A 22,049-nucleotide genomic window follows, 5' to 3' on the forward strand; every position below is an offset into this window, starting at 1 on the left:
CTGATGCCTATGGACATGACTCGTTTCATGTCTTGGACTGATGGTGCCCTTCGGCTCTAGCGTCGTGTCCATGGCATTGGCAACGCGGACGGACCGACGGCCGTCCATGACGCGTACGCTCTGGGACTCGTCCGTCGGCAAGAAGACGATCATGGCTGTGAGCGGCCTGATCATGCTCGGTTACCTTGCGGTCCACATGCTCGGCAACCTGAAGATCTTCTTCGGGTCCGGCGAGTTCAACCACTACGCGCACTGGCTCCGGACCATCGGAGAGCCCTTCCTGCACTACGAGTGGGCGCTGTGGATCATCCGCGTGGTGCTCGTCGCGGCCGTCGTCCTGCACGCGGTCTCCGCGTACCAGCTGAGCCGCCGCGACCTCCGGGCGCGCCCGACGGCGTACGTCCACAAGAAGGCACGCTCCAGCTATGCCACGCGCACCATGCGCTACGGCGGCGTCATCCTCGGCCTGTTCATCGTCTGGCACATCCTCGACCTCACGACCGGCACCGTGCACACCGGCGGGTTCCAGTCCGGGCACCCCTACCAGAACGTGCTCGACACCTTCTCCACCTGGTACGGCAACGTGATCTACATCGTCGCCGTGCTCGCCCTGGGCCTGCACGTCCAGCACGGGTTCTGGAGTGCGGCGCAGACCCTCGGCGTGGGCAGCGCGAACCGGGACTGCGTCCTGAAGACCCTCGCCAATGCCTTCGCAGTGGTGCTGACGGCCGGCTTCGTCTCCGTGCCCGTCGCCGTGATGACCGGAGTGGTGAGCTGACATGAGTGACTACACGAACTACCGCACCGGCGAGCCCGTCGTCGACGCCAAGGCGCCCGGGGGACCCGTCGCCGACCGCTGGGACACCCGGCGCTTCGAGGCGAAGCTCGTCAACCCGGCCAACCGCCGCAAGCACACCGTGATCGTCGTCGGCACCGGCCTCGCCGGCGGCTCGGCCGGCGCGACCCTCGCCGAACAGGGCTACCACGTCGTCCAGTTCTGCTTCCAGGACTCGCCGAGGCGGGCCCACTCCGTCGCCGCGCAGGGCGGGATCAACGCCGCCAAGAACTACCGCAACGACGGCGACTCCGTCCACCGGCTCTTCTACGACACCGTCAAGGGCGGCGACTTCCGCGCCCGCGAGTCCAACGTCCACCGCCTGGCCGAGATCTCCGTGGAGATCATCGACCAGTGCGTCGCCCAGGGCGTCCCCTTCGCCCGTGAGTACGGCGGCCTCCTCGACAACCGCTCCTTCGGCGGCGTCCAGGTCTCCCGTACCTTCTACGCCCGCGGCCAGACAGGGCAGCAACTCCTCCTCGGCGCCTACCAGGCGCTCTCCCGGCAGATCGCCGCCGGCAACGTCGAGTTGCACTCCCGCACGGAGATGCTCGACCTGATCGTCGTCGACGGCAAGGCCCGCGGCATCGTGGCCCGCGACCTCGTCACCGGGAAGATCGACACGTACTTCGCCGACGCGGTCGTCCTGGCCAGCGGCGGCTACGGCAACGTCTTCTACCTGTCGACGAACGCGATGAACTCCAACGCCACGGCGATCTGGCGTGCCCACCGCCGCGGCGCCTACTTCGCGAACCCGTGCTTCACCCAGATCCACCCCACCTGCATCCCGCGCACCGGTGACCACCAGTCCAAGCTGACGCTGATGAGCGAGTCCCTGCGCAACGACGGACGCATCTGGGTCCCGAAGGCCAAGGGCGACGACCGCCCCGCGAACCAGATCCCGGAGGACGAGCGGGACTACTACCTGGAGCGCATCTACCCGGCCTTCGGCAACCTCGTGCCCCGCGACATCGCCTCCCGTGCCGCGAAGAACGTCTGCGACGAGGGCCGCGGCGTCGGCCCCGGCGGCCAGGGCGTCTACCTCGACTTCGCCGAGGCCATCGCGCGCATGGGCAGGAAGAAGGTCGAGGAGAAGTACGGCAACCTCTTCGACATGTACGCCCGCATCACCGCGGAGGACCCGTACGAGACGCCGATGCGCATCTATCCCGCCGTGCACTACACGATGGGCGGCCTCTGGGTGGACTACGACCTCCAGACCACCATCCCCGGCCTCTTCGCCATCGGTGAGGCCAACTTCTCCGACCACGGTGCCAACCGCCTCGGCGCCTCCGCGCTGATGCAGGGCCTCGCCGACGGTTACTTCGTCCTGCCGTCGACCATCAACGACTACCTCGCCCGCAACCCGCACGCCGAGGCGGTGGACGCCGGGCACCCGGCGGTCACGGAGGCCGTCGCCGAGACCGAGGACCGCATCAACCTGCTCCTCGCCGTCGACGGCGACCGCACACCGGACTCCTTCCACCGCGAGATCGGCGAACTCATGTGGGAGTTCTGCGGGATGGCCCGCACCGAGGACGGACTCCGTAAGGCCCTGGACCGGATCCCGCAGATCCGCGAGGAGTTCTGGCGCCGCATCAAGGTGCCCGGCACCGGCGAACAGTTCAACCAGTCGCTGGAGAAGGCCAACCGCGTCGTCGACTACCTGGAGCTCGCCGAGCTCATGTGCCTCGACGCCCTGCACCGCGCCGAATCCTGCGGCGGCCACTTCCGCGCGGAGTCACAGACCCCGGACGGCGAGGCCGCCCGCCGGGACGAGGAGTTCTCCTACGCCGCCGCCTGGGAGTTCAGCGCCACCGGCGACGCCCCCGTCCTGCACAAGGAAGACCTCGTCTTCGAGTACGTCCACCCCACTCAGCGGAGCTACGCATGAAGCTCACCCTGCGCGTCTGGCGCCAGCAGAACGCCGAGGCGCCCGGCGCCATGGCCACCTACGAAGTCGACGGCATCTCGCAGGACATGTCGTTCCTGGAGATGCTCGACACCCTCAACGAGGAACTCATCCTCGGCGGGGACGAGCCCGTCGCCTTCGACCACGACTGCCGCGAAGGCATCTGCGGCGCGTGCAGCCTCGTCATCAACGGCGACGCCCACGGCCCGGAGCGGACCACCACCTGCCAGCTCCACATGCGGTCCTTCAGCGACGGCGACACGATCGACATCGAGCCGTGGCGCGCCTCCGCCTTCCCGGTCGTGAAGGACCTCGTCGTCGACCGTTCCTCGTTCGACCGGATCATCCAGTCCGGCGGATACATCTCGGCGCCCACCGGCACGGCACCCGACGCGCACGCGACACCCGTGCCCAAGCCCGACGCCGACTCCGCCTTCGAGCACGCCGAGTGCATCGGCTGCGGTGCCTGCGTGGCCGCCTGCCCGAACGGCTCGGCGATGCTCTTCACCTCGGCCAAGATCAACCACCTCAACGTGCTCCCCCAGGGCGCGCCCGAGCGGGAGACCCGGGTGCTCGACATGGTCGCCACCATGGACGACGAGGGCTTCGGCGGCTGCACCCTCACCGGCGAGTGCGCGACGGCCTGCCCCAAGGGCATCCCGCTTCCCTCGATCACCGCGATGAACAAGGAGTGGCTGCGCGCCACCCGCAAGGTGCGCCGCTGACCCACCCGCTGCTGACCCAAACGCCGCTGACTCACCCGCTGCTGATTACGTGTCAGGACCGGCGGGGGGTCAGCCCGTCCGCAACGCCTTGGCCAGGTAAGCGGCCGTACGGCTCCCCGCCGCGCCGGCGACCTCCCGCGGTGTCCCGGTGGCGACGATCCGGCCGCCACGGTCCCCGCCCCCCGGGCCCAGGTCGATCACCCGGTCGGCGCCGGCCACCACCGCCATGTCGTGCTCCACGACCACCACCGTGTTGCCCGCGTCCACCAGGCCGTGCAACTGCCGCATCAGCACCTCCACATCGGCGGGGTGCAGCCCGGTCGTCGGCTCGTCCAGCAGGTACAGCGTGTGCCCCCGCCGGGCGCGCTGGAGCTCGGTGGCGAGCTTGATCCGCTGCGCCTCACCGCCCGACAGCTCGGTGGCCGGCTGCCCCAGGCGCAGATAGCCGAGCCCCACGTCGAGAAGGGCCCGCAGACTGCGCTCGGCCGCAGGGGTCCCGGCGAGGAATCCGGCGGCCGCCTCCACCGTCAGGTCCAGCACCCCGGCGATCGTGAGGCCGCGCAGGGTGACGTCGAGGGTCTGCGGGTTGTAGCGCGCACCGTGGCAGTCCGGGCAGGGAGCATACGTGCTGGGCAGGAACAGCAGCTCGACCGAGACGAACCCCTCTCCCTGACAGGTCTCGCACCGCCCGCCCGCCACATTGAACGAGAACCGGCCCGCGCGGTACTTCCTGGCCCGCGCCGTCTCCGTCTCCGCGAAGAGCTTCCGCACGACGTCGAACAGCCCGGTGTACGTGGCCAGGTTGGACCGCGGGGTACGGCCGATGGGCTTCTGGTCGACCTGCACGAGCCGGTCCACCGCTTCCAGGCCCTCCGCCGACGCACAGCCCCGCACCACCGGTCCCGCAGGGTCCTCGGCCGCCTCCGCCGGCCGGCGGTCGGCGAGCACACCCGCCAGGACCTGGCCGACGAGGGTCGACTTGCCCGACCCGGACACACCGGTGACCGCCGTCAGCACGCCGAGCGGGAACGCGGCGTCGACGCCGCGCACATTGTGCAGATCGACCCCGCGCAGCGTGATCCAGCCGGAAGGATCGCGAGGTTCCCGGGCCGGTACGGGGTCCTCGTCGAAGAGGAAGCGCCGGGTCGCGGACCCGGTCACACCCGCGAGGTCCGCCGGGGGGCCGCTGTGCAGCACCCTGCCCCCGTGCTCGCCCGCCAGGGGCCCCACGTCCACCAGCCAGTCGGCCTGCCGCACCACATCCATCTGGTGCTCCACCACGAACACCGTGTTTCCCGCCTGCTTGAGCCTGCCGAGCACGCCGAGCAGCGACTCCGTGTCGGCGGGGTGCAGGCCCGCCGACGGCTCGTCCAGTACGTAGACGACGCCGAACAGCCCCGACCTCAGCTGCGTGGCGAGCCGCAGCCGCTGCAGCTCGCCGGAGGAGAGGGAGGGGGCCGTACGGTCCAGGCTGAGGTAGCCGAGACCGAGCTCGGTGACCGGCTCGATCCTGGACAGCAGATCGGCCGTCAGCACCCGCGCGGTGTCGCTCGCGCCGCCCGCCTCCAGCAGCACCTCCGTCAGGGCGGTGAGGGGGAGCGCGACGAGGTCGGCGATCGTACGGCCCGCGAAGGTGACCGCCATGGCCTCCGCCCGCAGCCGGCCGCCCCCGCACACCGGACACGGCGCGCTCGTCAGGAAGCGCTCCGCCTTCGCGCGCAACGACCGGCTCCTGGTGTCCGCGAAGGTGTGCATCACATAGCGGCGCGCGCTCATGTACGTGCCTTGGTAAGGGCGTTGGATGCGTCCCGCGTCCCGCACCGGATGGACCGTCACCACCGGCTGCTCCTCGGTGAACAGGATCCACTCGCGGTCCGCCGGCTCCAACTCCCGCCAGGGACGCCCGATGTCGTATCCGAGGGCATCCAGCACATCACGGAGGTTCTTGCCCTGCCAGGCTCCCGGCCAGGCCGCGATCGCCCCGTCCCGGATCGACAACGACGGGTCCGGTACGAGCAGTTCCTCGGTGGTGCGGTGGATCCGCCCCAGCCCGTGGCACTCGGGGCACGCTCCGGCCGCCGTGTTCGGCGAGAAGGAGTCGGAGTCGAGGCGCTCGGCGCCCGGCGGGTAGTCACCGGCGCGGGAGAAGAGCATCCGCAGGGAGTTGGAGAGCGTGGTGACCGTACCCACCGAGGAGCGCGACCCGGGCGCCGACCGGCGCTGCTCCAGGGACACCGCGGGCGGCAGGCCGGTGATCTCACCGACATCGGGAGCCCCCACCTGGTGGATCAGCCGGCGGGCGTACGGGGCGACCGACTCGAAGTAACGCCGCTGCGCCTCCGCGTAGATCGTCCCGAACGCCAGGGAGGACTTCCCCGACCCGGAGACACCGGTGAAGACCGCGAGGGTGTCGCGCGGGATGTCGACGTCCACATCGCGGAGGTTGTGCTCGCGCGCGCCGCGCACCCGGACGTAGGGATCATGGGGGGTGGACATCTGCGGTGCGGCTCCGTGGGGATAGGCGGGGTGGGCGTGCTGCTGCCGGTGATCCTTCCGCACGGGCGAGGACCACCGGCAGCACGGGGTGTCCGGCCCTACACCATCGGGTCCATGCCACGGTCGGTCATGGAGCTCTCCTGCTTGCTCTGCTCGCGCAGGCGGCGGGCCTTGTCCTGGAGCCGCTGCCGCTGCTCCGGATCGGTGGCGCGTTCCGCGGCCTCGTTGAGTTCCTGCGCCTTGTCCCGCAGCTGCTTGGCTCGACCGCCGGACTCACCTGCAACGCTCATGATCACTCCTGGATCTGTGGGGAGCGGACCCACTCAGCGAAACAGCGCACCGGCGCACCTGCATCTCGAACGGTCACGCTCGGCGATCGGCCCCGTGCCCCGTTCGGACCTCCCGCCCGGCAGGCGTGAGGGCGAAGGTGTGGGGTAGTGGGTGCGGCGAACCACCGTCGCCCGGCAGTGAGGAGAGGTGTCATGCCCGCAGGATCCAGCTCCAAGCGCGAACGCCAGTACGAGCACATCAAGGAGAGTGCCGAGGACCGCGGCACCTCCACGAAGCGCGCGAAGGAGATCGCGGCGCGGACCGTCAACAAGGAGCGGGCCCGCTCGGGAGAGTCCAGGACGGCGAGCCCGGCTTCGCTACGGGATCCCAAATCGTCCTCCGAGCGCGGAGGGCAGCGGTCGCACAGCGGCGCACAGGGTCCCACGAAGGACCAGTTGTACGAGGAGGCCAAGAAGCGCAACGTCGAGGGCCGCTCCTCGATGACCAAGGAGCAGCTGCGCAAGGCCCTCGGGCGTTAGGCCGCCGAGAGTTCCCTGCCGATCGCGCCGATGAAGTCGTCCAGGTCCTTGGGTGTGCGCGAGGTGATCAGGGTCCACCCGCCGCCGTCGTCCTTGACGACCGACTCGTCCACCCAGCTGCCGCCCGCGTTCCGGATGTCCGTCCGGAGCGAGGGATAGGAGGTGAGGGTCTTGTCCCTGACGACGTCCGACTCGACGAGTACCCAGGGGCCGTGGCAGATGGCGGCGACCGGCCGGCCCGTCGTCGTGAACGAGCGGACGATCCGGTCGGTGGCGTCCTGGAGGCGCAGGGTGTCGGCGTTGAGGGTTCCGCCGGGTACGAGCAGCAGGTCGTAGTCGGCCGGATCCGCGTCGGAGAGGGTGAGCGAGGGCCGCACGGTCTCACCCGGATCCTTGTCGCCCACGAGCGTCCGGACGGGGTCCGTGGAGACAGCCGCGATGTCCACCGTGGCACCGGCCTCACGCATCCGCCGTACGGGCAGTACGAGTTCGTCCTGTTCGACGCCGTAATTGGTCACGATCGCGAGTACGCGGCGTCCGCCGAGGTCGTCAGTCATCCGTTCTATCCTTTCGGCATGTTTTCGAGGATGGGAGCGCGTTGAGCGCCTACCCCCGGCCGCTGGCCGTATTCGATCTTGACGGAACGCTCGCCGACAGCGGACACCGTCAGCACTTCCTCGAGGGCCGGCGGCGGGACTGGGCGCGGTTCTTCTCGGCGGCACCCCAGGACCCGCCTCTGGAGGAAGGGGTCCGCCTGGTCCTGGCGAGCGCCGAGGAGTGCGAGGTGGTGTACCTGACCGGCCGGCCGGAGCGGTGTCGCCGGGACACCCTGGACTGGCTGGAGCGGCAGGGGTTGCCGCTCGGTGATGTCCACATGAGGCGCGACGGTGACAGGCGGCCGGCCGGCCGCACGAAGCTGGAGGTCCTGGAGCGACTGGCCGGGAAGCGTGAGGTGCGTGTCCTCGTCGACGACGACGAGCTCGTGTGCGACGCGGCCGAGCGGGCCGGCTTCGCGGTCGTACGCGCTCGGTGGGCCGTCACCCCGCGGTCGATGAAGGACGCGCAGCAGCGCCGGGAGCGTACCTGACCCGGCCGCTGCCCCACTCCTCCACCCACGGGCGCGGGGCGTCGGGGTCAGGCGTCCCCGTCGAGCCGGAAACCGACCTTGAGCCCCACCTGGTAATGGGCGATCCGGCCGTTCTCGATATGACCGCGGACCTGGGTCATCTCGAACCAGTCGAGATTGTGCAACGTTTCGGAGGCTCTTGCGATGCCGTTCCGGATCGCCGCGTCGATGCCCTCCTCGGAGGTTCCTACGATCTCGGTGACCCGGTAGGTGTGATTAGACATCTAATGTCTCCTTTCGTCATTCCACGGTGCCTCACCCCGCGTCGTCGCGCGAGGTGTCCCGGCCGGCGATCCGCAGCGGACAGGGCCTTGACCTGCGGATTGGTACATACCAAACTCCGATCCACACGCCCGTGCGAGCGCCGCCCGCAGTCCCCCCACCCGGGTTCTGTCCTGTTGTCGTGCCGTTTCGCAGAAGGTGACCCCCGTGAAGATCCGCAAACTGGCCGGAGCCGTCGCGCTCGTTTCCTCCGTCACGCTGAGCGGCTGCGGTCTCCTCCCCGGCGTGGGTTCCGACGGCAGCACGGTGACCGTGTGGCTGATGAAGGGCAGCGCCTCCCAGAGCTTCCTGGACCGCTTCAAGGAGTCCTACGAGGCCGAGCACCCGTCGATCGAACTGGAGTTCAAGATCCAGGAGTGGGGCGGCATCGGGCCCAAGGTCCTGAAGGCGCTCGACGGCGACGACGCACCGGATGTCATCGAGGTCGGCAACACCCAGGTCGCCCAGTACGCGGAGAGCGGCGAGCTCCGTGACCTCACCCTGGAGTCCATGCGCGACCTGGGCGGGGAGGACTGGCTCCCGGGACTCGCCGAGCCGGGCAAGGTCAACGGCGCACAGTACGGAATCCCCTGGTACGCGGCGAACCGCGTGGTGATCTACAACAAGGACCTCTTCACGGAGGCGGGGATCACCGAACTCCCCAAGACCCGTGAGGAGTGGGTGGAGGTCACCGAGAGGCTGAACGCCGCCGGCCGGCAGGGCATCTACCTCGCCGGACAGAACTGGTACGTACTCGCCGGGTTCGTCTGGGACGAGGGCGGCGAACTGGCCGACGACGACAGCGGCGACTGGCGGGGCGCGCTCGACTCCCCGGCCGCGCTGCGGGGCATGGACTTCTACAAGACGCTGCAGGCGTTCGGCGAGGGACCGACGGACGCCGACGAGCAGACACCCCCGGAGACCGATGTGTTCGCCGAGGGCACGGTCGCCCAGATCATCTCCGTGCCCGGGAGCGCCGCGCTCATCGAACAGCAGAACCCGGAACTCAAGGGCAAGCTCGGCTACTTCCCCATTCCCGGCAAGAGCGCCAAGAAGCCGGGCGCGGTCTTCACCGGCGGGTCGGACCTGATCGTGCCGGAGGGGGCCGACCAGCGGGGCGAGGGCATCGAGGTCGTCAAGGCCCTCGCGGGGGCGAAGTGGCAGACGGAGCTCGCCCGGGCCATGAGCTACGTGCCCAACAAGCCCGCCCTCGCGAAGGTGGTCGAAGGCCAGGAAGGGACCGCGGCGATGGCCGAGGGCGCCACCGAGGGCCGCGCGACCCCCAACTCGCCCTTCTGGCCTGCCGTGGAGGCGGACAACCCGATCAAGCCGTACATGACGGCGGTGCTGGAGGGCGGCGATCCGGCGGAGGAGGCGAAGAAGGCGTCCGACCGCATCACGTCCAAGCTGATCACCGGCTGACGGCCGGCAACTGACGGCCGGTAACTGACCCGCCGGCAACCGACGGACGGCGGGACGGCCGCCGGGCTCGTGCGTGCGTGCGGACCGGTTGCAGGCCGACGCCCTGGGGCAGGTGCGGGCACCCCTGAGCCGGGGATTCAGGTGTCTCACATCCCCCCGCTCCACGGCGGTCATGTCGAATCCAGTCAGTGGCGGAAGAAGTAGGGGGCCGGGACGGCGCACCTCCGCGACGACCCGGCAGCCGCCCCGCTGATCCGTCCCCGGAGACCGCCATGACCGTGCAGCCCCTCGCCCTCCCGACCCCCGCACCCGCCGGCGTACCCGCGCCCCGGCCCGCCGCCACCTCGGCGTACCGGGTCGCCCTGGCCACCTGCCAGGACGACGTACGGGCCGCCCAGCGCCTGCGCCATCTCGTGTTCGCCGGAGAGCTCGGAGCCCGGCTCGACAGCGCCGAACCCGGCCTGGACAGCGACGCCTTCGACGCCCACTGCGACCACCTGCTGGTGCGCGAGACGTCCACCGGCGAGGTCGTCGCCACCTACCGGCTGCTGCCGCCCGAGGGCGCCAGGCGCGCGGGCGGCCTCTACGCGGAGAGCGAGTTCGACCTCGCCCGCCTCGCCCCGATCCGCGACGACCTCGTCGAGGTGGGCAGGTCCTGCGTCCACCCCGCCCACCGGGACGGCGCCGTCATCGCCCTGATATGGGCCGGGCTCGCCCGGTACATGGAGCGCACCGGCCACACCTGGCTGGCCGGCTGCTGCTCCGTACCCCTCGCCGACGGAGGCGCGCTGGCCGCCAGGAGCTGGGACACCGTACGGACCCACAACCTGGCGCCCGAGGAGTACTGGGTCACCCCGCACCGCCTGTGGGACACCACGGGCCACCCCGGAGGCGGGGCGGGAGGCCGGGCAGGTCTCCCACCGCTGCTCCGCGGTTACCTGCGGCTCGGCGCGTGGGTCTGCGGAGCTCCCGCCCACGACCCCGACTTCGGCGTCGCCGACCTCTACGTCCTGCTCTCGATGCGCCGCACCGACCCACGCTACCTGCGCCACTTCCTCTCGCTGGCACCGCTGCGATGAGCTCCTGGCTGCCCGTCGCCCCCTGCACGCCGCGCCGCTGCACGCACCACGAGGGCGCCACACGGGCCCCACTGCTCGCCGCGGCCCTGCTGTGCGCCGGAGGCGCCCTCACCCTCCTGGGCGTGCTCTGTGTGCCCGCCGTGCTGCTCCTGGGGCCCTCGCACCGCGACCTGCTCATCCGCCGCTGGGCGTACGCCGTGGTCAGGGCCTTCGGCGTACGCGTACAGGTCACCGGTGAGCCGTACGGACCGGATCGGCCGACGGCGGGGGAGCTGGTGGTCGCCAACCACGTCTCCTGGCTGGACATCCCGCTCGTCGCGGCGGTGCTCCCCGCCCGGATGGTCGCCAAGAGCGAGATACGGAACTGGCCGCTGCTCGGACCGCTCGCCGCGCTCGGCGGCACACTGTTCATCGAGAGGGACCGGCTGCGGACCCTGCCGGACACGGTACGGGCCCTGGCCGGGGCGCTGGCCGCCGGATCGCGGGTGGCGGTGTTCCCGCAGGGCAGCACCCGGTGCGGCCGGTGCGGCGGCGGGCACTTCCGGCCCGCCGCCTTCCAGGCGGCGATCGACGCGGGCTCCGCCGTCCGCCCGGTACGCATCAGCTACCGGACGACGGGGACGGACGCGGCGGGAGCCGTCGCGTTCGTCGGGGACGACCCGCTCGCCGCCTCGCTGTGGCGCGTGGTGACCGCCGCCGGGCTCACCGCCGAGATAAGCATCCTGCCGCCGGTCCCCGCCGGAGCCGTGCACGGCCGGCGGGGACTGGCGTGCGCGGCTCAGTCCGCCGTCGCCAGGGACAGCGCGAACCTGCCCGCCTCGTCCGTCCACCACTGATCCAGCCGCAGGCCGGACGCGGCCAGCTCCTCCCGCACCCGCTCCTCGCGGAACTTGGCCGAGATCTCCGTCCGCAGCTCCTCGCCCTCCTCGAACCGGACCACGAGGTCCAGCTCACGGATCTTGACCGTCAGCGCCCGGCGCGCGCGCAGCCGCATCTCGATCCATTCGTGATCCGCGTCCCAGAGGGCCACATGGTCGAACGCGTCGGGCGGGAAGTCCGCCCCCAGCTCGCGGTTCACCACCGCCAGCACGTTCTTGTTGAACGCTGCGGTCACCCCGGCCGCGTCGTCGTACGCGGCCACGAGCGTCGCCTCGTCCTTGACCAGGTCCGTACCGAGCAGCAGCCCGTCCCCGGGCGCGAGCCGCGTCCGTACGGAGCGCAGGAACTCCGCGCGCTCCTCCGGAAGCAGATTCCCCAGCGTGCCGCCGAGGAACGCCACCAGCCGCGGGCCGGGGCTCTCGGGCAGTTCCAGGTCATGGGTGAAATCGGCGACGAGCGCGTGCACGTCGAGCTCCGGGCGTTCGGCCAGCAGCGCCTCGGCCGCCCCGGCGAGTGCGCTCTCGCTGACATCGACCGGCACGTAGGTGTGCAGGTCCGGCAGCGCGTCCAGCAGGTGCCTGGTCTTCTCCGAGGATCCGGACCCCAGCTCGATCAGGGTCCTCGCCCCGGACACCTTGGCGATCTCACCGGCACGGGCGACGAGGATCTCCCGTTCGGCGCGTGTCGGGTAGTACTCGGCCAGCCGGGTGATCTCCTCGAAGAGGTCGCTGCCGCGCGCGTCGTAGAACCACTTGGGCGGCAGCGTCTTCGGGTGCCGGGTCAGACCGCTCCGCACATCGGCGCGCAGCGCCGCGTCCGTGGCGTCCGCAGGCAGGGTGCGGGTCAGCAGGAAGGGACTCACGCGGTGGGCTCCTTGAGCGGGGTCAGCAGGACGTCGGTGCGTGTCGCGGCCAGCAGGGTGTGGTCCGGGACCTCGCGCCAGAACGGATCGTCGTCGTACGGCTCCGAGGCCACCGCCGTGCGGCGGCCGGGTTCGTGCAGATACCAGAGGGAGTCGCCCCACGTGGTCGCCACGATCGTGGAACCGTCGGTGAGCAGCAGATTGAGCCGTGAACCGGGGGCGGCGGCGGCGACGTCGAGCACGGTGTCGGCGACCGCCTGACCTATCTCGTCACCCTGCGCCGTCCGGTGGAGCACCAGGGCCCAGATCAGGGCCGAATCGCTCCGCGCCGCGAGGGCGAGCAGCCGCTCGGGCGGCAGTGCACCGGCCAGCGGCGCCAGGGAGCCGGGCCATCCCCGTACCGCACCGTTGTGGCTGAACAGCAGACGCCCCTCGGCGAAGGGAGCGGCGGCCGCCTCTCCGTCCGCCCCGGCGAACGTCGCGTCGCGGACCGCCGCGAGCAGGGCGGTGCTGCGCACCACCCGGGCCAGGTCGGCGAACGTCTCGTCGCCCCAGACGGGCCCGGTGCGGCGGTAGCGGCCCGGGACCGGGTCCCCGTCCGCGTACCAGCCCACCCCGAATCCGTCGGCGTTGACCGTCCCGTTCCGCTGGCGCCTCGGTTCCCACGACTGGCGCACCAGGCTGTGGGCGGGGGAGGTGAGCACCTCTCCGAGAGCCACCGGGGGCCCCAGGTAAGCGATATGGCGGCACATCAGGCATCCCTCGCGGTACGGAAGCCGGAGAAGATCTGGCGGCGGACCGGCAGGTCCCAGTTGCGGAAGGTGCCCCGGCACGCCACCGCGTCCACGGCGAAGGAACCACCGCGCAGCACCTTGTGGCCGGGGCCGAAGAACACCTCCGAGTACTCGCGGTACGGGAACGCGGCGAAGCCGGGATAGGGCAGGAAGTCGCTCGACGTCCATTCCCACACGTCACCGATCATCTGGCCCGCGCCCGCCGGTGACCGGCCGGCCGCGTACGCGCCGGCGGCGGCGGGCCGCAGATGGCGCTGGCCCAGATTGGCCCGCTCGGGCGTCGGGTCCTCGTCGCCCCAGGGGTAGCGCAGCGAACGCCCGGAGGCGGGGTCGTGACGCGCGGCCTTCTCCCACTCGGCCTCGGTCGGCAGGCGCCGGCCCGCCCAGCGTGCGTACGCGTCCGCCTCGTACCAGCTGACGTGGAGCACCGGCTCGTCCGCCGTCACGGGCTCGGTCACCCCGAAGCGCCGCCGCAGCCACTGCCCGGCGTCCCTGTGCCAGAACAGGGGGGAGACCAGGTCGTGTTCACGGACCATCGCCCAGCCCTCGGGCGCCCACCAGCGTGCGTCGGTGTAACCGCCGTCCTCGATGAAGCGCTCGTACGCGCCGCAGGTGACGGGGGCGGTGTCGATGTGGAACGCGGCCACGTCGCGCCGGTGCGCCGGACGTTCGTTGTCCAGCGCCCAGGGCTCGGTGGAGGTCCCCATGGTGAACGGTCCTCCGGGGACGAGGACTTCGGCCGGGAGCGTGACGGGGCCGACGGGTGCCGGAGGCTCCGGGGCGTCGAGGACCGCCGGTCCCGAGCGGAGCTGATGCGTGATCAGCATCGTCTCGTCGTGCTGCTGCTCGTGCTGGGCCACCATGCCGAAGGCGAACCCGGCCCGCTCCAGCGGACGTCCCCCACCGTGGAGCGGAGCACCTCCGAGGATGTCCAGGGCCCGGCCGCGCACGTCGGAGGCGTAGGTCCGGGCCTCCGCGGGGGCCAGGAGGGGGAGCGAGGGCCGGCTGGCCCGGGAGTGCTCGAAGGCGTCGTACAGCCCGTCGATCTCGGGGCGCATCGCCTCGCGGCCGCCGACCGCCCGCAGCAGCCAGAGCTCCTCCTGGTTGCCGATGTGTGCCAGGTCCCAGACCAGGGGCGACATCAAGGGGGAGTGCTGCGCGGTGAGCTCGTGGTCGTCGACGCTGTCGGTGAGAAGAGCGGTGCGCTCGCGCGCGGTGAGGAGTGCGGCCAGGGCGCGCTCGCGCAGCGCCTCGGCTTCGGGTTCTTCCCGGCCGGTGTGCGGAGCAGGAATGTCAGTCATCGGACCAGGCCCTTTCCGTGCGGTCGTGCCAGGTCGGGGAAATCGTCGGCCGGACATCGGCCCCTGGCGACATAGCGGTCGTGGAAGGCGGCGACCGTGCCGAGGACGTGATCGCTCGCCCCCATCCTGGGCAGCGCCTCGAGCGCGATCGTGAAACAGACCTCCGCGGCCGCGGCCAGCTCCGGATCGCTCAGCCCGTCACGGGCGGCGGCCGTCCAGAGCGCGTTGCGGGGCGCGGCCGGAGGGCCCGCGGTCTCGGCCAGGGGTTTCACGGTGCGGTACACGGTCTCTGCTGCCTCCGGGTCGTCGAACAGAGCGGTGGTGACGGCCAGCGGCACCAGCCATCCGTCGGTGCCCGATTGTGCGTCGATCATGCGCAGTTCCAGGTGCCCGCGCGGGCGCACCGGCGGGAACAGCGTGGTGATGTGGTAGTCGAGATCGGCCCGCACCGGCGGCCTCGGCCCGCCCCCGCGGATCCAGTCGCGGAACGTCAGCCCCTGGGGGATGTCCCACGGTCCTTCGCCGTTCCGCACACACATCACGGGCGTAGCGAGCACATGGGAGGCCCAGGCGTCCCGGGGCGCCAGACGGCTCCGGGGCGCCAGCGACCTGTCCGGATCGAGATCGGCCCACAGCGCCTGCCGGGTCGACCGCCAACCGGTGCGCCGTCCCTCGCGGAACGGCGAATTGGCGAACGCCGCCACCAGGACCGCGCCCAGCAGATGCCCCAGCTGCCAGCGCCGCGCGTAACCGAGCGGCCCCGGCTCCTCCTCCCCGGCGTCCAGACAGACCTGCACGGAGGCGGAGGTGCACATCATGGCGCGGCCCGCGGACCCCGAGCGGTCGAGCGCGGCCTCCATGGCGTCGTAGCGCGGCTCCTGGAGCAGCCGACGCGGAGGCTGCCACGGGTCCACCCCCAGGCCGGCCAGGGTCAGCCCGGCCCGGCCGAGGGTGTCGCGTACGGAGACCAGGTCGGAGGCCGTGGCGTCGATGCACGCCATCAGGGACCCGGCGGGCTGGGAGCTGAGCTCCAGCTGGCCGCCCGGCTCGAAGGTCAGAGCGGCGTCCAGCGGGGTCGCGCGCACGGCGTCGGCCGCGGCGCGGAGGCGGTCGTGTGAGACAGCGGCCTCGGGTTGTTCACGGTCGTGAATGAGCCATTCCAACTCCACACCGACCGTCCGGGGCGGTCCCGTCTTGAAACATATGCCGCGGAGGAGATCCTCCGCCTCCCCCTCGCCGAGCGGTGTCGCGTCGACGGGCGGGCCGTGCTGACCGAGAGTGTCCGGGGGCATGCTGGGCCTCCTCTTGGGGTGCTTGCCTTCCACCCAAACCCTTACCGGGAGTTCGCACAAGGGTGCCCCTGGGCGACGGAAAACCGGTTGCGTCCATGCCGCCGTACCATCCAGCATGCCCCGTATGCACCACACGGGGGCGCTCCGATGAGCGCGCGACTCCGCGGCATCGCGCGAGAGACCGAGGCGATCGTCCTGGCCGGGCGGTACCGCACGCCCGAGGGGCGCGAGGTGACCATCGAGCGCGCCCTGGCCACCGCGCTTCCCGCGACCCGGCTGTACGGCCCCGAGCCCGTCCCCGTGGCCGTACCGGACACCGACCGCACCCCGGTCGTCGAGGTGACGGACGAGACCAGCCTGCAGGCGGCGCGCCGGATGACGGGCGAGTCGGCGGCCGAGGTGGCCGTGCTGAACTACGCCTCCGCCCGCAACCCCGGCGGTGGCTACCTGAACGGCGCGCAGGCCCAGGAGGAATCCCTGTGCCGCGGCTCCGCGCTCCACGCCACGCTGCTGCGCGCCCCGGAGTTCTACGCGCACCACCGCGCCGAACGCAGCGCCCTCTACACCGACCGGGTCATCCACTCACCGGGCGTCCCGGTCTTCCGCGACGACCGGGGGAGACTGCTCGACTCCCCGTACACGGCCGGATTCCTCACCTCGCCCGCGCCGAACGCCGGAGTCATCCGCCGAAGGGACCCCGACCTCGTCGCCCGCATACCCGCCGCACTGGCGAGCCGGGCCGAACGCGTGCTCGAGGTCGCCGCCGTCTGCGGCTACCGGCGGCTGGTGCTGGGCGCGTGGGGCTGCGGAGTCTTCATGAACGACCCGGCCGAGGTCGCCGGAGCCTTCCGCGCCCTGCTGACCGGCGGCGGGCGGTTCGCCGGCCACTTCGAGCAGCTCGTCCTCGGGATTCCGGACCGCGACCCCGATTCCGCCGTCCGGGCGGCCTTCGCCCGCGCCTTCGCCGGTCAGCTCCAGCCGTAGCGCTCCCGCAGGCGCCCCACGACCAGGTCGTACCTGTCCCGGTCCAGCGCACAGGCCTCCCGCCGCATCCCGTCCTCGTGCACCCGCAGGACCCGGTCCAGATCCACCCAGGACGGCCGCCCCGAGCTGTCCCACGGCCCCGCACCCAGGGCGACCCACTCGTGGTCCCCGTAATGCTGCTTGCTGGACAACTGCACGGCGAGGAGCGTGCCCCTCTCCTCCCGGGCGACGACGAGAACCGGCCGGTCCTTGCCGCGTCCGTCGTTCTCCTCGAACGGCACCCAGGTCCAGACGATCTCACCGGGATCGGGATCGCCGTCGCGGTCGGGGGCGTACGAGGTGCGGACGGGCCCCACGTCGCGGGGGTCGGCCTCCGCGGTCGCCGCCGGGCCGCTGCGGCCCGGGAAGTCGGTCGTGCTGTCACTGCTGTGGTTCATGTGCTGGAACGTCATCGCAACACCGTAGGACCTGGACGGCCCAGCCCGTGGAGCGGGTCGGCGAAAGGGGCCACAGGCTCGACCCATGATCACCGACGACGTCATCGCCCGCCTCGCCCGTACCCTCGCGGTGGCCGGCCTCCTCGCAGCGACCGCGCTGGCCACGGCTTATGGTGCCGCGTCAGCCCCGCCGCCGCAGCCGGTCCCGGCATCGCCCGCCCCCTCGGGCCCGGCCGCCGGCCCTGCCGCACCGGCTCCGCGGACCGTCTCGGCCTGGCTGCCCTACTGGGACCAGGAGGGCGCCTACCAGGACGCGCTGCGCCACGCCGGGCAGCTGCACACCGTCAGCCCGTTCTGGTACGAGGCTGTGTCCGCCGGACGGATCGACGCGCACCCCGGCGCGGGGGAGCGGCGCATCATCGACGGACTCCACCGGGCCGGGACGAAGGTCGTCCCCACGGTCATGGAGACGATGAAGTCCGGTGTCCTGGCCGCGATCCTCACCAGCCCAGCCCGGCGCGCCGAGCACACCGACGCGCTGATGCGAACCGTCGCCACCCGCGACTACGACGGCCTCGACCTCGACTACGAATCCATCGCCGCCACCGGCGACACGACGTACGCCGCCGTGCGCGACGGCTTCACCGCCCTGGCGACCGACCTCTGCCGGCGTCTGCACCTCCTCGGCAAGCAGTGCGTGGTCACGGTCTTCCCGAAAACCGCCACGACCGGCCGCATCTGGGACTACGCGGCACTCGGGCGTGTCGCCGACCGCGTCCGGATCATGGGATACAACCTGCACTGGCAGGGCGGGGACCCCGGACCGCTGGCCGACACCCGCTGGTACGAGGACGTCCTGACCCGCGCCACCGCCCTCGTCCCGCCGGCCAAGCTGGAGATGGGCCTCCCCGCATACGGCTGGAACTGGCCGTCGGACAGCACCAGTACGGCCGCCACGACCCACGTCACCTGGAAGGAGGCCGAGGCGCTGCGTGCCGAACAGGGCGCCCCCTACCGCTTCGACGAGATCTCCGGCACGCCGTACTTCACCTACGACGACGGCACGGAGACCCGTGAGGTCTGGTACCAGGACGCACGCGGGATCGCCGCCCACCTGCCGGTGCTGCGCAAGCACGGCGTGACGAACACCGCGCTGTGGGCGCTCAACTTCGAGGACCCGAAGATCTGGCCGGTCCTCGCCGGCGGCTGACGCCGCTCCCAGCCGCTGCCGGTGGTTGACCCCCCGGTCACGGTGCCCCGGCCCGTCGGCCGGGCGAACGGGTCTGGAAGACTGCCCGACGCCATGAGTCAGTTACCCGAGCAGCCCGCCGGGATCTCCGTACCGACCAGCGCCGATGTCGCGCGGTTCGCGGGAGTCTCCCGGGCCACCGTGTCCTACGTACTGAACAACAACACCTCCGGGCGGATCAGTGAACCGACCCGGCGGCTGGTCAGGGACGCCGCCACCCAGCTCGGCTACGTCCCGCACGCGGCGGCCCGGAGCCTGCGCGCCGGGCGGAGCAGGACGGTACTGCTGCCTGCCGCGCACGCCCCGGCGGGGCCGCTGTACCAGCGGTTCTTCGCCGGGCTCGAATCCGGCCTGCGGCGCCTCGACTACACGGTGGTGCAGTTCGGCGGCATCGGCCTCGACGCCGACGAGGCGGCGAGGGCCTGGGCCGAACTCCGCCCCGTCGCCGTCGTGGCACCCGACGGCATCCCCCTCACCCCGTACGGAACAGGCGTGCTCACCCGTGCCGGGGCCCGGGCCGTGATCACCCTGGGCCCGCGGCCGGTCGACGGCGCGCACGCCCTCGTCGTGGACGAGCGCGAGGTCGGCGGCTGCGCGATCCGGCACCTGCTCGCGCGCGGCCGTCGCAGGATCGGGGTGGTCGTGCCCCAGGACCCCGGCCTCACCCTGCTCGCCGGACACCGTCTGGCCGGTGCGACGCGCGCCGCGGAGGAGTCGGAGACGGACGCCCGCATCCAGCCACTGCCCCTGCGGTACGAGGAGGCCTCGGCCGAGGGCCTCGCCGCGCGCTGGAGGACGCTGGGCCTGGACGCCGTGTTCGCGTACGACGACACCTACGCCATGCTCCTGCTGAGAGCGCTCCAGGACGCGGGTGTGGACGTACCCGCCGAGACGGCCGTGATCGGTGCGGGCGACCTGATGCTCGCCAGGCTGCTGCGGCCCCGGCTCAGCAGCGTCGCCATGGAGCTGGCGTCCCCGGAGCCACCGGCCGAACTGATCGACCGGCTGGTGCGGAACCCCGGTGGCGAGCCGGAGCGCCACTCTCTCCTGCGGGCCGCTGCGGTGACCCGCGAGTCCAGCTGACCGTGCCGTCCGCCGCCCGTCACGGTACGCGGGTCAGGGCCTCACGACGTGCGCGACCGGCGGCGGATGTCTAGCGTCGTCGGCATGAGCCATCCGCAGAGCTACGAGATCCTGCTGTTCCCGGAACCGGAGGAGACCGCCACCGGCGCCCCGGAGCCCGCCACCGCCATCCGCTCCGCGGTCGTGGCCGCCACCGGCGACACCGGGGCCTCGGGCTACCCGCGCTACACGGGCGAGGGCATGGAGGCCGACATCGACCCGGCCTCGCACACCGTGGAGGCCCTGCTGGTGGACGGCGCGGAGCTGGACTACGGGCTCACGGTCAGGATCGCCGAGCGCATCGGCGGCACGCAGGAAGCACCGGAGGCAGGCGCTGGCCACGAACCGGAGCCGGCCGGGGCGGAGGCGCCTGTGTCACCGGAGCGGCCCGGCGAGGGCTGAGGCGGGCACCGAGCCATGACAAAGGCCCGGCCTGGACGGCCGGGCCTTCATCACGTCTGCCGCAGGTCTGCTGGGACTACTGCTGCTCCTGCTGGGGCTGCTGTGCCTGCTGACCTTGCTGCGCCTGCTGCTCCTCGACGGACTTGCGTACCTCGTCCATGTCCAGGTTGCGCGCCTGACCGATGACATCCTCCAGCGCCGCCTCGGGAAGCGCCCCGGGCTGGGAGAAGACCGCCACGTTGTCGCGGACGATCATCAGCGTGGGAATGGACCGGATCTCGAAGGCGGCCGCCAGCTCCTGCTGCGCCTCCGTGTCGACCTTGGCGAAGACCAGGTCGGGGTGGCGCTCGGAGGCCGAGTCGTAGACAGGGGCGAACTGCCGGCACGGACCGCACCAGGAAGCCCAGAAGTCGATCAGCAGGAATTCGTTGTCGCTCACGACCTGATCGAAGTTTTCCTTGGTGAGCTCTACGGTGCTCATACTCTGTTACCTCTTCCTGGGACCGTTCGGACCTGTCCGGCACAACGGTGACGTCACTTGCGCTATTCCGCATGCCCATGTGGCCGTGGCGCACACCCCCGACGACACTGTTCCCATGAATGCTGTTGAGAGTGCGCGGAGCAGTGAGTACGACGTCGTGGTCATCGGGGCCGGCCCGGTGGGGGAGAACGTGGCGGACCGTGCCAGGGCCGCCGGGCTGAGCACCGCGGTGATCGAGTCGGAACTGATCGGCGGGGAGTGCTCGTACTGGGCGTGCATGCCCAGCAAGGCGCTGCTGCGCCCGGTCGTCGCGCGCGCCGACGCGCGCCGTGTCGCCGGGCTGAGCGACGCGGTGCAGGGGCCGCTGGACGCGGACGCCGTGCTCGCCCACCGCGACTACGAGACCTCCCACTGGAAGGACGACGGGCAGGTCGGCTGGCTGGAGAGCATCGGCGCGGACATCTACCGCGGTATGGGCCGCCTGACCGGGGTCCGGCAGGTCTCCGTCACGGCCCCCGACGGGTCGGAGCAGCGCCTCACCGCGCGGCACGCCGTCGCCGTCTGCACCGGGAGCCGGGCCGTGGTCCCCGGGCTTCCCGGCATCGCGGACGTCCGGCCGTGGACCAGCCGGGAGGCGACCAGCGCCAAGGAGGTCCCGGGGCGGCTCGTCGTCGTGGGCGGGGGCGTGGTCGGAGTGGAGATGGCCACGGTCTGGCAGGGGCTCGGCGCCCAGGTGACGATGCTGATCCGGGGCAAGGGCCTGCTGCCCAAGATGGAGCCCTTCGCGGGGGAGCTGGTCGCCGAGGCACTGACCGAGGCCGGCGCGCGGATCCTGACCGGGGTCTCGGCCACCGCTGTCCGCAGGGCGGGCCACGACGGCCCGGTCACCGTCGAACTGGACAACGGGGAACAGCTGGAGACCGACGAGATCCTCTTCGCCACCGGCCGCGCCCCGCGCACCGACGACCTCGGCCTCGACACGGTGGGGCTCGAGCCCGGATCCTGGCTCTCCGTCGACGACAGCTGTCTCGTCGAGGGCAGCGACTGGCTGTACGCGGTCGGCGACGTCAACCACCGCGCACTCCTGACCCACCAGGGCAAGTACCAGGCCCGCATCGCGGGAGCGGCGATCGCGGCGCGGGCCCAGGAGACGCCCCTGCTGGAGACGGACCGCTGGGGCGCGCACGCGGCCACCGCCGACCACGCCGCCGTCCCCCAGGTCGTGTTCACGGACCCGGAGGCCGCATCGGTCGGCCTCACGCTCGCCGAGGCGGAAGCGGCGGGCCACCGGGTCCGCGCCGTCGACTACGACCTCGCGTCGGTCGCCGGTTCCGGCCTGTACGCGCAGGGATACAAGGGCCGGGCCAGGATGGTCGTCGATCTGGACCGGGAGATCCTGCGCGGCGTCACCTTCGTCGGACCGGGCATCGGTGAACTGCTGCACTCGGCGACGGTCGCCGTCGTCGGCGAGGTACCGATCGAGCGTCTCTGGCACGCGGTCCCGGCGTATCCGACGATCAGCGAGGTGTGGCTGCGGCTGCTGGAGACCTACCGCCGTTAAGGATAGACGGCGGAGGTATG

The 22,049-nt window shown here is 71.7% G+C and carries 23 protein-coding genes; 13 read left to right on the forward strand and 10 right to left on the reverse strand.

Annotation, left to right across the window (positions count from 1 at the left end; genetic code table 11):
- Window positions 1-70 precede the first annotated feature (70 nt).
- The 3 genes from OG488_RS34950 to OG488_RS34960 are packed head-to-tail and all read left to right on the forward strand — an operon-like array spanning window position 71 to window position 3,472.
- The gene (locus tag OG488_RS34950) at window positions 71-778 is read left to right on the forward strand and encodes a succinate dehydrogenase (RefSeq protein WP_329236590.1); all 708 of its coding nucleotides are present in this window, start codon (window positions 71-73) and stop codon (window positions 776-778) included.
- Window position 779: 1 nt separating this feature from the next.
- Window positions 780-2,729 carry a fumarate reductase/succinate dehydrogenase flavoprotein subunit gene (locus tag OG488_RS34955; protein WP_329236592.1) on the forward strand — a complete coding sequence of 650 codons (1,950 nt, stop codon included), beginning with the start codon at window positions 780-782 and terminating at the stop codon, window positions 2,727-2,729.
- The gene (locus tag OG488_RS34960; protein WP_329236594.1) at window positions 2,726-3,472 is read left to right on the forward strand and encodes a succinate dehydrogenase/fumarate reductase iron-sulfur subunit; all 747 of its coding nucleotides are present in this window, start codon (window positions 2,726-2,728) and stop codon (window positions 3,470-3,472) included. Before OG488_RS34955 ends, OG488_RS34960 begins: the two co-directional genes overlap by 4 nt.
- Window positions 3,473-3,541: 69 nt before the next feature.
- On the opposite strand, the gene OG488_RS34965 is transcribed toward OG488_RS34960, so the two are convergent.
- Together OG488_RS34965 and OG488_RS34970 are read right to left on the reverse strand one after the other, a co-directional pair.
- Window positions 3,542-5,968 (reverse strand): excinuclease ABC subunit UvrA, encoded by a 2,427-nt coding sequence (locus tag OG488_RS34965; RefSeq protein WP_329236596.1) that lies wholly within the window; start codon window positions 5,966-5,968, stop codon window positions 3,542-3,544.
- Between the two features lie 98 nt (window positions 5,969-6,066).
- On the reverse strand, window positions 6,067-6,258 hold the full coding sequence (locus OG488_RS34970) for a DUF6381 family protein (protein WP_329236598.1): 192 nt from the start codon (window positions 6,256-6,258) through the stop codon (window positions 6,067-6,069).
- A gap of 192 nt (window positions 6,259-6,450) precedes the next feature.
- Between OG488_RS34970 and OG488_RS34975 the strand changes: the two genes are divergently transcribed.
- Window positions 6,451-6,777, forward strand: a complete 327-nt coding sequence (locus OG488_RS34975; RefSeq protein WP_329236600.1) for a plasmid stabilization protein — start codon at window positions 6,451-6,453, stop codon at window positions 6,775-6,777.
- On the opposite strand, the gene OG488_RS34980 is transcribed toward OG488_RS34975, so the two are convergent.
- A complete protein-coding gene (locus tag OG488_RS34980) occupies window positions 6,774-7,334 on the reverse strand; it encodes a type 1 glutamine amidotransferase domain-containing protein (RefSeq protein ID WP_329236602.1) in 561 nt (186 codons plus the stop codon). The two genes, OG488_RS34975 and OG488_RS34980, sit on opposite strands and share 4 nt — an antisense overlap.
- A 41-nt stretch (window positions 7,335-7,375) precedes the next feature.
- On the opposite strand from OG488_RS34980, the gene OG488_RS34985 reads away from it, so the two are divergent.
- Window positions 7,376-7,864, forward strand: coding sequence for a phosphatase domain-containing protein (locus OG488_RS34985; protein WP_329236604.1), 489 nt, complete (start codon window positions 7,376-7,378; stop codon window positions 7,862-7,864).
- Window positions 7,865-7,911: 47 nt separating this feature from the next.
- Here the strand turns inward: OG488_RS34985 and OG488_RS34990 are convergent, their stop codons facing one another.
- Window positions 7,912-8,127, reverse strand: a complete 216-nt coding sequence (locus OG488_RS34990) for a dodecin (protein ID WP_329236606.1) — start codon at window positions 8,125-8,127, stop codon at window positions 7,912-7,914.
- Between the two features lie 205 nt (window positions 8,128-8,332).
- Between OG488_RS34990 and OG488_RS34995 the strand changes: the two genes are divergently transcribed.
- From OG488_RS34995 to OG488_RS35005, 3 genes are all read left to right on the forward strand, one after another.
- Window positions 8,333-9,586 carry an extracellular solute-binding protein gene (locus OG488_RS34995; protein ID WP_329236608.1) on the forward strand — a complete coding sequence of 418 codons (1,254 nt, stop codon included), beginning with the start codon at window positions 8,333-8,335 and terminating at the stop codon, window positions 9,584-9,586.
- Between the two features lie 272 nt (window positions 9,587-9,858).
- On the forward strand, window positions 9,859-10,665 hold the full coding sequence (locus tag OG488_RS35000; RefSeq protein ID WP_329236610.1) for a GNAT family N-acetyltransferase: 807 nt from the start codon (window positions 9,859-9,861) through the stop codon (window positions 10,663-10,665).
- The gene (locus tag OG488_RS35005) at window positions 10,662-11,501 is read left to right on the forward strand and encodes a lysophospholipid acyltransferase family protein (protein ID WP_329236612.1); all 840 of its coding nucleotides are present in this window, start codon (window positions 10,662-10,664) and stop codon (window positions 11,499-11,501) included. Before OG488_RS35000 ends, OG488_RS35005 begins: the two co-directional genes overlap by 4 nt.
- Here OG488_RS35005 and egtD read toward each other — a convergent pair.
- From egtD to egtA, 4 genes are read right to left on the reverse strand one after another with little or no spacing between them, the layout of a single operon-like run.
- Window positions 11,444-12,406 carry an L-histidine N(alpha)-methyltransferase gene (egtD, locus tag OG488_RS35010; protein WP_329236614.1) on the reverse strand — a complete coding sequence of 321 codons (963 nt, stop codon included), beginning with the start codon at window positions 12,404-12,406 and terminating at the stop codon, window positions 11,444-11,446. The genes OG488_RS35005 and egtD overlap by 58 nt on opposite strands.
- On the reverse strand, window positions 12,403-13,158 hold the full coding sequence (gene egtC, locus OG488_RS35015; protein ID WP_329236616.1) for an ergothioneine biosynthesis protein EgtC: 756 nt from the start codon (window positions 13,156-13,158) through the stop codon (window positions 12,403-12,405). The genes egtD and egtC overlap by 4 nt, the downstream gene beginning before the upstream one ends.
- Window positions 13,158-14,501 carry an ergothioneine biosynthesis protein EgtB gene (egtB, locus tag OG488_RS35020; RefSeq protein WP_329236618.1) on the reverse strand — a complete coding sequence of 448 codons (1,344 nt, stop codon included), beginning with the start codon at window positions 14,499-14,501 and terminating at the stop codon, window positions 13,158-13,160. The genes egtC and egtB overlap by 1 nt, the downstream gene beginning before the upstream one ends.
- Window positions 14,498-15,793: an ergothioneine biosynthesis glutamate--cysteine ligase EgtA gene (gene egtA, locus OG488_RS35025; RefSeq protein WP_329236620.1), complete on the reverse strand. Its 1,296-nt coding sequence runs from the start codon at window positions 15,791-15,793 to the stop codon at window positions 14,498-14,500. Before egtA ends, egtB begins: the two co-directional genes overlap by 4 nt.
- A 147-nt stretch (window positions 15,794-15,940) precedes the next feature.
- Between egtA and OG488_RS35030 the strand changes: the two genes are divergently transcribed.
- Window positions 15,941-16,777: a TIGR02452 family protein gene (locus OG488_RS35030; RefSeq protein WP_329236622.1), complete on the forward strand. Its 837-nt coding sequence runs from the start codon at window positions 15,941-15,943 to the stop codon at window positions 16,775-16,777.
- Here OG488_RS35030 and OG488_RS35035 read toward each other — a convergent pair.
- Entirely contained in the window at window positions 16,762-17,229 is a 468-nt protein-coding gene (locus OG488_RS35035) for a type II toxin-antitoxin system PemK/MazF family toxin (protein WP_329236624.1), read from the reverse strand. The two genes, OG488_RS35030 and OG488_RS35035, sit on opposite strands and share 16 nt — an antisense overlap.
- A 70-nt stretch (window positions 17,230-17,299) precedes the next feature.
- Between OG488_RS35035 and OG488_RS35040 the strand changes: the two genes are divergently transcribed.
- The 3 genes from OG488_RS35040 to OG488_RS35050 all read left to right on the forward strand — a co-directional run bounded on the left by OG488_RS35040 (window position 17,300) and on the right by OG488_RS35050 (window position 19,987).
- The gene (locus tag OG488_RS35040; protein ID WP_329236626.1) at window positions 17,300-18,424 is read left to right on the forward strand and encodes a glycosyl hydrolase family 18 protein; all 1,125 of its coding nucleotides are present in this window, start codon (window positions 17,300-17,302) and stop codon (window positions 18,422-18,424) included.
- A gap of 93 nt (window positions 18,425-18,517) precedes the next feature.
- Window positions 18,518-19,546: a LacI family DNA-binding transcriptional regulator gene (locus OG488_RS35045; protein WP_329236628.1), complete on the forward strand. Its 1,029-nt coding sequence runs from the start codon at window positions 18,518-18,520 to the stop codon at window positions 19,544-19,546.
- A gap of 84 nt (window positions 19,547-19,630) precedes the next feature.
- On the forward strand, window positions 19,631-19,987 hold the full coding sequence (locus OG488_RS35050) for a hypothetical protein (protein WP_329236630.1): 357 nt from the start codon (window positions 19,631-19,633) through the stop codon (window positions 19,985-19,987).
- A gap of 76 nt (window positions 19,988-20,063) precedes the next feature.
- Here OG488_RS35050 and trxA read toward each other — a convergent pair whose 3' ends face one another.
- The gene (trxA, locus tag OG488_RS35055; protein WP_329236632.1) at window positions 20,064-20,468 is read right to left on the reverse strand and encodes a thioredoxin; all 405 of its coding nucleotides are present in this window, start codon (window positions 20,466-20,468) and stop codon (window positions 20,064-20,066) included.
- Window positions 20,469-20,583: 115 nt separating this feature from the next.
- On the opposite strand from trxA, the gene OG488_RS35060 reads away from it, so the two are divergent.
- Complete coding sequence (locus OG488_RS35060; RefSeq protein WP_329236634.1) at window positions 20,584-22,029, forward strand: dihydrolipoyl dehydrogenase family protein; 1,446 nt, start codon at window positions 20,584-20,586, stop codon at window positions 22,027-22,029.
- Window positions 22,030-22,049: the final 20 nt, after the last annotated feature.

It is taken from the genome of Streptomyces sp. NBC_01460 (assembly GCF_036227405.1).
Classification (GTDB): Bacteria; Actinomycetota; Actinomycetes; order Streptomycetales; family Streptomycetaceae; genus Streptomyces.